Raw genomic sequence first — 11,219 nt, forward strand, 5'->3', positions numbered from 1 at the left:
ATCCCTCGCTTTTTAGCGAGGATACAGCGGAAAGCCTGACCCGAAATTTTTACGTAGGGTCACGCCCAAAGAATTAGAAACACACAATTAAATTATATATTATGAAATTTTTTATTGACACGGCTAATTTAGCTCAAATTAAGGAAGCACAAGCATTAGGCGTTTTGGATGGCGTTACAACAAATCCTTCGTTGATGGCCAAAGAGGGCATTACAGGAAAAAACAGCATTTTGAAACATTATGTAGATATTTGTAACCTTGTTGATGGTGATGTTAGTGCCGAAGTAAATGCGCTTGACTACGACGGAATGATTAAAGAGGGCGAAGAATTAGCAGATTTACACGAGCAAATAGTGGTTAAATTGCCTATGACCAAAGAGGGTGTTATGGCGGCTAAATACTTTTCTGACAAAGGAATTAAAACAAACGTCACTTTAGTATTTTCTGCTGGGCAAGCTTTACTAGCAGCTAAAGCGGGTGCTACTTACGTTTCTCCATTTATTGGTCGTTTGGATGATGTGTCTACTGACGGTTTGGCTTTAATTGAAGAAATTAGACTGATTTATGATAATTACGGGTATGAAACGCAAATTCTTGCAGCTTCAGTGCGTCACACAATGCACATTGTAAACTGTTCTAAAATTGGTGCTGATGTAATGACGGGGCCACTTTCGGCAATATACGGCTTATTGAAACATCCTTTAACGGATATTGGATTGGCGCAATTTGTGGCTGATTTCGAGAAAGGAAATAAATAAAAAAAGTTTTTAGTGAGCAGTTTTTAGTTTCAGCGAATTAAATAAAAAAATCCCATTTCAAATTTGAAATGGGATTTTTTGGTTGGTTTGGTTTTGGTTAGTTTGTGATGAAATTAATGTCCTCCACCAACTTCTATTTCTTTTCCGATTCCTTGTTTTTCTAGAATTCCAATTACTTTCCATCCGTAGAATGCGATGAATGCAAAACATAAAACAGGAATAAAGTAGGAAGCATGAATTCCGATGATATCTGCCAGTTTTCCTTGTAATGGCGGAATAATTCCACCACCTAGAATCATCATAACCAAGAAGGCAGAACCTTGAGAAGTGTATTTACCTAATCCTGCAATTGCCAATGAGAAAATAGATGGCCACATAATGCTTAAGAATAATCCACCGCTCATAAAAGCAAAAATAGCTATTGTTCCAGTAGTGAATAAACCAATAAGCATGGCTGTCATTCCCATTAAACCAAATATCATTAAGGTTCTTGATGGTTGATCTTTCCCTAAAAAGAAACCAGCAATTTGAAACAAAATCACGAATGCGTAAGCATATAACGGTGTTACATCTTGACCAGAAATTGCGTTAGCGGCCAATACCACGCCAAAAGCGATATAAGGAACTACGATTAATAAGATTTTCTTTAATTGTGATGATGGGTTAAAAACGGTAATAGCACCAGCCCAACGACCAATCATTAAACTTCCCCAGTACATAGACATGTATGGTGCTAATGATGGTCCAGTAATGGATCCAAATACATCCGTTTTCAATAGCTCACCTAGATTACTTCCTATTGTAACCTCGACACCTACATAAGAGAAAAGGGCAAGCATTCCCAAAACCAATTGAGGGTATTTCATGGCGCCCCATCCTTCAGAATTTTTTTGTGCTGTTGTATTAGCAAATAATAATCCAATAACAATGACTAAAAGTGTTGTAGCGGTTAATGCTAATCCTAAATAATCTTTTTCTTTATTCTCTATAAAACGTGTTATGAATTCAGTGTCTTCATACCGGGAAAAGATATAGGCAAAAATTGCAACTAAAATCACAGTAATACCAATCAATGTCTTCATCGCTTTATTTGCGGTTTCAAAAGTAGGATCGCTTTTTCCTGACGGTAATTTTTTTGAGAATTGGAATAATGCAGCGGCTAATAAAAATAAGCCACCTACAAAAACATAAAGAATTCTCATGGAATCTAATGAATCTGGTTTTTGAGCATATTCTTCAATATTTACTCCAGCTATAACACCAAATAAGGCAATAGAAACTACGATTGGACCAATTGTGGTTCCTAATGAATTTATACCTCCCGCTAGATTTAATCTGCTGGATGCTGAATGTGGTTCTCCGAGAGATGCTGCAAAAGGTTGTGCTGATGTTTGTTGCAATGAAAAACCAAGTGCTACTATAAATAATGCTCCAAGAATAAAAAGGTAACTACCTTGAGTTACTGCTACTATCATTAATACAGCACCCAAAGTGCTGATCAGCAATCCATAAATAATTCCTTTCTTAAATCCCCATCCGTTTAGAATGTCTTTTTTGGCAATACTACTAAAAATGAAAAGCAATAAAGCTCCGACATAATACGCACCGTAAAAAGCAAAATCAATAAGTTGACTTTGAAATTGGTCTAAGCCAAATTTAGCTTTACAAAATGGAATGAAAATTCCGTTTGATGCTCCAATAAATCCCCAGAAGAAAAATACGGTAATTAGCGTATAAAGTGCGGAATTGTTGGACTTAGTTTGTTCTGAATTCATAGGTTTAAGTTGGTTAATGATTATTGAAATGAATTTGATTCGATTGCAAGATTGTAAATATATTTGTTAAGTAAATTAAAAAAAAATAAATCAGGCTAAATGTTGATATAATTATTAAATAACCATTTTTTGTTCTAAATGTCTGCTTTTTTTTCAAAGTTTACTGTACGCAAAACAATTAAAGAACAGGCTACAAATTAGAGTATTGGGTTATTTTGTAATATTGAGTTTAAATTTAGAGAATACAATAATTTTACGACCTTCTTTTTAGGAACAGTCAAATTGTTTTTTTCTCGCTATTTAAAAAAGGTATCTTTATCAATCATTAAAAAATAAAGTAGAAAGTGTACTTTAAAAATAAAGCAGAAGTGTATTTGAACCTATAATTTTAAAACCTATTCTCTAAATATAACTGCGCGTTTATCGAAATTTTAAAAATCTACAATACCAACTCCTTATGAAATTCATTTTAATTCTATTATTTGCTGGCATGGTTTCAAATGCTCAAATACAAAAAGAGCAATTGAACCTTATGCCTTGGCCTCAAAATATAAATTTAACCGAAGGTACTTTTGCTTTAAGCAAGAGCTTTAAAATAAATATTACAGGGGAACCAAATGGTAGAATTTTTATTGGTGCAACTAACTTTTTACGTCGATTGGATGGCAGAACAGGATTGTTTTTAGAGCAAGCCTTTTTGACTAAAACCAATGAATATCCCGAAGCCGAATTACAAATAAATTGTACTCGAAATGGAAAAATAGAAATCAATGAAGACGAAAGTTATCGGTTAACAGTTACCTCCAAAAGAATAGCAATCGATGCAACTACAGATTTAGGTGCTTTACATGGATTAGAAACACTTTTGCAATTGCTACAAAACAACAGTACTTCCTATTATTTTCCAATTGTTAAAATATCAGATGCACCACGTTTTACTTGGAGAGGACTAATGATAGATGCAGCTCGACATTTCCAACCAGTTGATGTCATCAAAAGAAATCTGGATGCTATGGCATCTATGAAAATGAATGTTTTTCATTGGCACTTAGCCGATGACCAAGGATGGAGAATTGAATTGAAAAATCATCCTAAATTAACAAAATTAGCTTCGGATGGGAATTTTTATACGCAAGAGGAAATAAAAAACATTGTAAAATATGCAGATGACCGTGGAATTTTAATAGTTCCCGAAATTGATGTACCGGGACATGCCTCGGCACTGTTGACGGCGTATCCAGAAATTGGGAGCAAAGTAAGTGATAGCAAAGTATCCTATGAAGTACAACGCAATTCAGGTATTTATAATGCAACTTTAGATCCTACTAATCCTAAAACGTATGAAATATTAAATTCTATTTTTGATGAAGTATGCCCACTATTTCCAGGTACTTATTTTCATATTGGTGGTGATGAGAACAGTGGCAAGGAATGGAATGCAAACCCAGCTATTCAGCAATTTATGAAAGAAAATAGTATAGGAAACAAGAATGATTTGCAAACATATTTTAACATGAAGTTGATTCCAATGCTAAAAAAACATGACAAAAAATTAATGGGTTGGGAGGAAATAATGACCGAAAATATGTCTAAAGACGCCATAATTCATGCTTGGAGAGGCACAAATGAAGGTCAAGAAGCTGGCGGAGCATTAATCAAAGCTGCAAAAAGCGGATACAATACTATTTTGTCAAATGGCTTTTATATCGATTTGATGCTAGGTTTAGAAAGTCATTATTTGAATGATCCCTTGCCTAAAAAGATCATTCTTACTCCAGAGGAAAAAGCAAGGGTTTTAGGAGGAGAAGCTGCCATGTGGAGCGAACTTGTAACGCCATTAAATATAGATTCTAGGATTTGGCCACGAACCGCCGCAATAGCCGAGCGATTATGGTCAAACGCCGATGTAAATGATATGAACAGCTTGCGCAAAAGGTTGAAAACGATTTCTTTTCGATTAGAAGAACTTGGAATTACTCATATTAGAAACAAAGAAGTGATTTTGAGAAACATTAGCAACAACCAAGATACACGCGCATTGAATGATTTTTCGAACCTTTGTGAGCCACTAAAAAATTACAAACGCAATGGTGGCGGAAAGAAATACCGCATGCATTCCCCGTTAACCTTATTCGCGGATGCTTGTAACGCGGATGCTTCGGAAGCATTAGATTTTAATGCAGCTGTGAAAAATTATTTAGCGAATAAAAGCAAGGAGAATAAAGCTGTGGTGACCGATTTTTTCAAGAAGTGGATTGCCTTAAACTCTAATTTAATTGCTTTGAGTGCCAATGCTCCTCTTATACAACCGCTGTTGCCTTTATCAAAAAGTTTAAGTGATGTATCTCAGCAGCTTTTGCTTGTAATGGAAAAAAAACAAAAAGTAAATTCATTAGTATTACAAGAGCTAATTGAGAAATGTAACGTGAGAAACTCCGCTGATGTAGAATTAGCAGTGTATGGGAGTTTGAAGAAATTAAGTCAATGATATCGGTGTGTTAAGCCAAACTATTTATTAAGATTTTTTTTAATCCATTTATCAACAGGAATTTTTCTTTCAACATATTCTGAATACTCTTTGTAATTAACTAAATCAATGTATAAAACATAATAATTTTTTCCGTCTGCAGATACTTTAAAATTTTTATAATCATCATAATTTTCATCGGCTCCATTAGGATGTTTATCACATAATTCAAAAGTTTTAATCTTGTAAAAGTTTTCAAATTCAGATGGTTTTTCGACAATTTCAAAAAACAACTTTTTATCAGAACAATTAAAGCCATTAATCCTGATGATTTGATTTTTTCTTTTTTCAAAAAAAGCTAAAATTTCTTGTTCTTTTTTATTGTACTTAAACTGATAGGGAATGAACTGATGCTCTTTTGTTTCTATATCTTTCGGATGATTTCGTTTTGAAGTTGTAGTAATTTCTTTTCCATTCCTATCAACAAAACCCCAAACACCTCCAACTAAAGGTGGATGTTCTTCATCTTTGGAGGTGTCCCAATAACAGCCATTGCAATATTGTGCAAACCCAAAGTCCAAAGGTGAGATATAATCATATTGGGCTGAAATGATTTTATTTCCAAGTCTGTTAGCCAATCCATACTTTCCATTTTCTTCGTAAAGAATATATCCTTCATGAAAATCACTATTTCCCAATGCAGCTAGTGCAGTTTTGAATAAGTAATTTCCTTTTCTGTCAAAATATAAATCTCCTCTATTCTTAAAACTCAATAAGAAAATACTAGATTTGATTTCAATACTATCATTATAAGCAACTGTTTCCCAAGTCACATCAGCAGGAACAATTATTTTTCCATCTTGATTTTTTACACCTAGAAGACTATCTTTTTCAATATAATAGAATAACTTTTCAGTTTGTGAAAACGTTAGATAAGAAATTAAAAGCAATAAGAAAGTACAATTTTTTTTCATATTAAATCAATTGAGGTATTGGTTTCGGTCTGTTGATGTATTTCTATTTATTAGTGTTAAAATTAAATTATGTAAGATATAATTTAGATAAAGGTATTAAAATTGAAGCAATTTTTCTCAAACAAAAAAACCGAAATCAACTTTTTAAAATTTTAATAAATGCCAAAAAAAGCTATTGATAACTACATTATTATTTAGTTCATATCTGTGTATTTTTTTTCGTATTTTTGCAAAAATTTTATAAAATAAACATTCATGTTAACAGTCAATAATTTATCAGTTCAGTTTGGCAAACGAATTTTGTTTGACGAAGTAAATACGACCTTCACACACGGTAATATTTATGGCGTTATCGGAGCCAATGGCGCTGGAAAATCTACTTTTCTTAAAATAATTGCGGGTGAAATGGATCCAACCTCTGGACATATCCATTTAGAGGTAGGAAAACGGATGTCGGTTTTAAACCAAAACCACAACATGTTTGATGTGAGTACCGTATTGGAGACCGTAATGATGGGAAATAAAACCTTATACGCAATCAAAAAAGAAATGGATGCTTTGTATTTAGATTACAACGATTCTAATGCAGACAGAATAGGGGAGTTGCAAGTACAATTTGAAGAAATGAATGGTTGGAATGCTGATTCTGATGCCGCATCAATGTTGTCTAATCTAGGAATTACAGAAGAGCATCATTATACTTTAATGGGGGACTTGGAAGGAAAAACAAAAGTGAGAGTGCTTTTGGCGCAAGCTTTGTTCGGGAATCCAGACTTGCTTATTATGGATGAGCCTACCAACGATTTGGATTTTGAAACGATCGCGTGGTTAGAAAACTTCTTGGCTAATTATGAAAACACTGTAATTGTAGTATCTCACGACAGACACTTTTTAGACTCAGTTTGTACGCATATTTCTGATATTGATTTCAGTAAAATAAATCATTATTCTGGAAATTACACCTTCTGGTATGAATCCAGTCAATTAGCCGCAAAACAACGTGCACAACAAAACAAAAAAGCAGAGGAAAAGAAACAGGAACTAGAAGAATTTATTCGTCGTTTTAGTGCGAATGTGGCCAAGTCTAAACAAGCTACTTCTCGTAAAAAAATGATCAGTAAGTTGAATATTTCCGAGATAAAGCCATCAAGCCGTCGTTACCCGGCAATTATTTTTGACCAAGAGCGTGAAGCAGGAGATCAAATTTTAAATGTACAAAACTTAAGCGCCTCTATTGATGGAGAAATTTTGTTTAAAGGAGTAGATTTGAATATGGCCAAAGGCGATAAAATCGTTCTTTTCTCGAAAGATTCACGTGCGACAACTGCATTTTATGAAATATTAAACGCAAATCAAACCGCAGATTCAGGAACTTTTGATTGGGGCGTTACAACTAACCAAGCCTATTTGCCAGGTGATAATCATTCATTTTTCGAAAGTGATTATTCTCTTGTAGATTGGTTGCGTCAATGGGTAAAAACCGAAGAAGAGCGTGATGAGGTAAACATTCGTAGTTTCCTAGGAAAGATGATTTTCTCGGGAGAAGAAGCTTTAAAAACCTGCAGAGTATTATCCGGAGGAGAAAAAGTGCGTTGTATGTTGTCACGAATGATGATGGAAAGAGCTAATGTTTTAATGCTGGATGAGCCTACCAACCACTTGGATTTGGAATCGATTACGGCTTTCAATAACTCATTAAAAAACTATAAAGGTTCCGTAATTTTCACCACACACGATCATGAATTTGCTCAAACCGTTGGAAATAGAGTAGTAGAATTAACACCTAATGGCGCTATTGATAGATATATGACGTTTGATGAATACTTGGATAACGAAGGTGTTCAGGAATTAAGAACTAAAATGTATACCATATAAAAAGTGATTTATATAAAGTAGAAAATCTCCCGCAATAGTGGGAGATTTTTTTTTGAATTGGTTTCAAATAGTAATTCGAAAGTATTGTTGTTTATTTTCTACCGAAAATTTTGCTAATAATAAAGATTATAATGGCTATCACTGCAACAACTATAAAGATACCAACACCAATTCCCGCTTTAAATATACCTTCAATAATGGAACAACTTGTAAATGAAAGGGATATTACTAACAGCATTAGTATTCTTGTTATTTTGGTTTCCATGGTTTTATATTTTAAACTATTAATTATTAATTTTCAAAATTACAGTTTGCCTTAAAGTATTTGTTATATAATTTTTATAGATAGTTACAAAATTGACTTTCAAAATATCGCTGCTGGTCGAAATATTGGAGCATACATTTTCTATGTTTTTATTTATAAAATGATACATTTGAATTTGTATATTTGTCAAACAAAATTACACAAGTACAATGAGCCAAAAAGTATTACTTACTGCAAAAGAAGTTACTATCATATTGCATCGTTTGGCTTGTCAATTAATTGAAAAACACCTAGATTTTACCGATACAATATTAGTAGGAATTCAGCCCAGAGGTGTTTTTTTAGCTGAGCGCTTAAAAGAAATTTTAGAAAAAGAATATCAAACTCCAGAAATTCAGCTAGGTTATCTCGATATTACTTTTTTTAGAGATGATTTTAGACGAACTGACAAGCCCTTAGAAGCCAATAAAACCAAGATTAATTTTATCGTTGAAAATAAAAAAGTCATCTTTATAGATGATGTATTATTTACAGGGCGCAGTATTCGTTCTGCTTTAACAGCCATACAATCTTTTGGGCGACCATCAGAAATTGAACTTCTAGTTCTTATTGACAGACGTTTCAGCCGCAATTTACCTATACAACCGGATTATAGAGGCCGACAAGTTGATGCAATTAATAATGAAAAAGTAAAAGTAAGTTGGAAAGAAAATGAGGGAGAAGACGGGGTGTATTTAATTACCAGTTAGGTTGTTTCAATACTAGCTATTAAAAATTATAATCGTAGACAAAAATGAAAGAATTAAGCGTAAATCATTTATTAGGTATAAAATACATCAATAAGAATGATATTGACCTCATTTTTGAAACAGCCGATCATTTTAAAGAAGTTATCAATCGACCAATCAAGAAAGTACCTTCATTACGAGATATTACCATCGCCAATATTTTTTTCGAAAATAGTACTAGAACAAAACTCTCATTCGAATTAGCACAAAAACGTTTATCTGCTGATGTTATCAGTTTTTCGGCAGCACAATCTTCAGTCAAAAAAGGGGAAACTCTAATAGATACCGTTAATAATATACTTTCGATGAAAGTTGACATGGTAGTTATGCGTCATGCAAATCCTGGTGCTGCTTATTTTTTATCGAAAAATGTAAAAGCCAGTATTGTAAACGCCGGTGACGGGGCGCACGAGCATCCTACACAAGCATTATTAGATAGTTATTCCATTCGCGAAAAACTAGGTGAAGTAGCCGGAAAGAAAGTGGTAATTGTTGGTGATGTTTTGCATTCAAGAGTTGCTTTGTCTAATATTTATGCGTTGAAAATGCAAGGTGCAGAAGTTAAAGTTTGCGGACCAAAAACACTTATACCAAGATATATTGAATCTCTTGGCGTTACGGTTGAACCTAATTTGATAAAAGCCTTAGAGTGGTGCGATGTGGCCAATATGCTACGCGTGCAAAACGAAAGAATGGATGTGAATTTTTTTCCTTCTACACGAGAATATGCACAGCAATATGGTGTAGATAAAACTATTTTAGACTCCTTGAGCAAAGAGATTGTTATTATGCACCCTGGACCGATCAATCGCGGTGTAGAGATCACTAGCGAAGTGGCTGATTCCAATCAATCTGTTATTCTAAACCAAGTCGAAAACGGTGTCGCTATTAGAATGGCGGTAATTTATCTTTTGGCTTCAAAAATTCAATAGTTTAAGATAAAAAAAGCAAAACAGCTATTTGTGAAATCATCTACGAAAAGTAGACCTAAAATTTAATAAAGATGAAAGTAGATCAAAAAGGACACACAATTAACATTAGAGATACTCAAGGTGATTTTACTTCTTTTCTAATGAAGATTACGCATCAATATAAAACATTTGAAAAACACAACATCATTGTTGATCTTTTAAAGCACACAGATTTGACTACAAATGATATTAAATTATTTATGCCGTTGTCAAAACTTCATAAAAAAGCTAAAAAATCGTTTGTTATCGTTACTGCTGATTTTGATTATAATGCAGTTCCAGCAAAACTGACTGTAGTTCCATCTTTATTGGAAGCACATGACATAATTGAAATGGAAGAAATAGAAAGAGATTTAGGATTTTAAAAACAAGTAATGAATTTTAAAACTAACAGCACCAAAGTGCCTTATCTTAGTATTGTTTTATTAGTGGTGGCTACGATACTACTTTGCCATAATTTGTATTCTTTATGTATAACAAATGATTTGCACAGTTATTGGGCCATAATCATTAGCTTATTAGTAATAATTTCTCAAGCTTTAAAAATAAAAAAATACAACAAGGAAAAAAATCTTGATAGTTTGTAAATAAGTTTTAAAAAACTAGCTGCTACTGTTCAATATTTACTTGTATCCTAACTTTTAAAATGAAATTAGAAATTGAAACTAACAATACTAGGTTGCTATGCCGCAACTCCCAGAACGTTTACGAATCCTACTTCACAGATTTTAGAAATAAAAAATAGAATTTTTCTTATTGATTGCGCCGAAGGTACTCAGGTGCAATTGCGAAAAAACAAAATCCGTTTTTCGAAAATCAATCATATTTTTATCTCTCATTTACATGGCGATCATTTTTTTGGATTAATTGGTCTAGTGTCCACATTTACGCTCTTAAACAGAACTACAGATTTACATATTTATGGTCCAAAGGGAATTCAGGAAATCATTAAGTTACAGTTGAGGTTGTCCAATTCTTGGCCCAATTATAGTTTGTTTTTTCATGAATTAGAATCTAACGAAAGTGAAATTATTTTTGAAGACCAAAAAGTAGTAGTAAAAACCATCCCGTTAAAGCACCGAGTATACACCAATGGCTTTTTGTTTGAAGAAAAAATTGGAGAGCGAAAATTGAATATGGATGCTGTTGAAAATTATAAAATTGATATCTGCTACTATCAAAATATTAAAAACGGCAAAGACATTACGCTTGATAATGGTAAAGTAATTGAAAATGCAAAGTTGACATTTGATCCTATTGCTCCAAAAAAATATGCATTTTGTTCTGATACTGCATATCATGAAGCGATACTTCCTATTATTAAAAATGTCGATGTTTTGTACCAC

11 protein-coding genes are annotated in these 11,219 nt (G+C 33.1%); 8 read left to right on the forward strand and 3 right to left on the reverse strand.

The window, feature by feature from the left end:
• Window positions 1-101 precede the first annotated feature (101 nt).
• A complete protein-coding gene (gene fsa / locus AC061C_RS11180) occupies window positions 102-758 on the forward strand; it encodes a fructose-6-phosphate aldolase (RefSeq protein ID WP_478291238.1) in 657 nt (218 codons plus the stop codon).
• Between the two features lie 113 nt (window positions 759-871).
• On the opposite strand, the gene AC061C_RS11185 is transcribed toward fsa, so the two are convergent.
• The gene (locus AC061C_RS11185; protein ID WP_478291239.1) at window positions 872-2,533 is read right to left on the reverse strand and encodes an MFS transporter; all 1,662 of its coding nucleotides are present in this window, start codon (window positions 2,531-2,533) and stop codon (window positions 872-874) included.
• Between the two features lie 457 nt (window positions 2,534-2,990).
• On the opposite strand from AC061C_RS11185, the gene AC061C_RS11190 reads away from it, so the two are divergent.
• Window positions 2,991-5,021, forward strand: coding sequence for a beta-N-acetylhexosaminidase (locus tag AC061C_RS11190; protein WP_478291240.1), 2,031 nt, complete (start codon window positions 2,991-2,993; stop codon window positions 5,019-5,021).
• Window positions 5,022-5,041: 20 nt separating this feature from the next.
• On the opposite strand, the gene AC061C_RS11195 is transcribed toward AC061C_RS11190, so the two are convergent.
• A complete protein-coding gene (locus AC061C_RS11195) occupies window positions 5,042-5,974 on the reverse strand; it encodes a WG repeat-containing protein (RefSeq protein ID WP_478291241.1) in 933 nt (310 codons plus the stop codon).
• Window positions 5,975-6,229: 255 nt separating this feature from the next.
• Between AC061C_RS11195 and AC061C_RS11200 the strand changes: the two genes are divergently transcribed.
• Entirely contained in the window at window positions 6,230-7,849 is a 1,620-nt protein-coding gene (locus AC061C_RS11200; protein WP_478291242.1) for an ABC-F family ATP-binding cassette domain-containing protein, read from the forward strand.
• A gap of 91 nt (window positions 7,850-7,940) precedes the next feature.
• On the opposite strand, the gene AC061C_RS11205 is transcribed toward AC061C_RS11200, so the two are convergent.
• Entirely contained in the window at window positions 7,941-8,114 is a 174-nt protein-coding gene (locus AC061C_RS11205) for a hypothetical protein (protein ID WP_478291243.1), read from the reverse strand.
• 209 nt (window positions 8,115-8,323) lie between these two features.
• On the opposite strand from AC061C_RS11205, the gene pyrR reads away from it, so the two are divergent.
• From pyrR to AC061C_RS11230, 5 genes are all read left to right on the forward strand, one after another.
• Window positions 8,324-8,863, forward strand: coding sequence for a bifunctional pyr operon transcriptional regulator/uracil phosphoribosyltransferase PyrR (gene pyrR / locus AC061C_RS11210; RefSeq protein ID WP_417944285.1), 540 nt, complete (start codon window positions 8,324-8,326; stop codon window positions 8,861-8,863).
• Between the two features lie 44 nt (window positions 8,864-8,907).
• Complete coding sequence (locus tag AC061C_RS11215; protein ID WP_478291244.1) at window positions 8,908-9,834, forward strand: aspartate carbamoyltransferase catalytic subunit; 927 nt, start codon at window positions 8,908-8,910, stop codon at window positions 9,832-9,834.
• A gap of 71 nt (window positions 9,835-9,905) precedes the next feature.
• The gene (locus tag AC061C_RS11220; RefSeq protein WP_309759786.1) at window positions 9,906-10,238 is read left to right on the forward strand and encodes a ribonuclease Z; all 333 of its coding nucleotides are present in this window, start codon (window positions 9,906-9,908) and stop codon (window positions 10,236-10,238) included.
• Between the two features lie 9 nt (window positions 10,239-10,247).
• Window positions 10,248-10,460 (forward strand): hypothetical protein, encoded by a 213-nt coding sequence (locus AC061C_RS11225; protein ID WP_478291245.1) that lies wholly within the window; start codon window positions 10,248-10,250, stop codon window positions 10,458-10,460.
• A 72-nt stretch (window positions 10,461-10,532) separates the two neighbouring features.
• A partial coding sequence (locus AC061C_RS11230; RefSeq protein WP_478291246.1) for a ribonuclease Z occupies window positions 10,533-11,219 on the forward strand: 687 nt, incomplete at its 3' end.

This window comes from Flavobacterium sp. GNP010 (assembly GCF_056428945.1).

Excerpts from the sequence above, each read along its gene's own strand:
- fsa (WP_478291238.1), top strand. The coding sequence starts at position 102 with ATGAAATTTTTTATTGACACGGCTAATTTAGCTCAAATTAAGGAAGCA.
- AC061C_RS11185 (WP_478291239.1), bottom strand. The coding sequence starts at position 2,533 with ATGAATTCAGAACAAACTAAGTCCAACAATTCCGCACTTTATACGCTA.
- AC061C_RS11190 (WP_478291240.1), top strand. The coding sequence starts at position 2,991 with ATGAAATTCATTTTAATTCTATTATTTGCTGGCATGGTTTCAAATGCT.
- AC061C_RS11195 (WP_478291241.1), bottom strand. The coding sequence starts at position 5,974 with ATGAAAAAAAATTGTACTTTCTTATTGCTTTTAATTTCTTATCTAACG.
- AC061C_RS11200 (WP_478291242.1), top strand. The coding sequence starts at position 6,230 with ATGTTAACAGTCAATAATTTATCAGTTCAGTTTGGCAAACGAATTTTG.
- AC061C_RS11205 (WP_478291243.1), bottom strand. The coding sequence starts at position 8,114 with ATGGAAACCAAAATAACAAGAATACTAATGCTGTTAGTAATATCCCTT.
- pyrR (WP_417944285.1), top strand. The coding sequence starts at position 8,324 with ATGAGCCAAAAAGTATTACTTACTGCAAAAGAAGTTACTATCATATTG.
- AC061C_RS11215 (WP_478291244.1), top strand. The coding sequence starts at position 8,908 with ATGAAAGAATTAAGCGTAAATCATTTATTAGGTATAAAATACATCAAT.
- AC061C_RS11220 (WP_309759786.1), top strand. The coding sequence starts at position 9,906 with ATGAAAGTAGATCAAAAAGGACACACAATTAACATTAGAGATACTCAA.
- AC061C_RS11225 (WP_478291245.1), top strand. The coding sequence starts at position 10,248 with ATGAATTTTAAAACTAACAGCACCAAAGTGCCTTATCTTAGTATTGTT.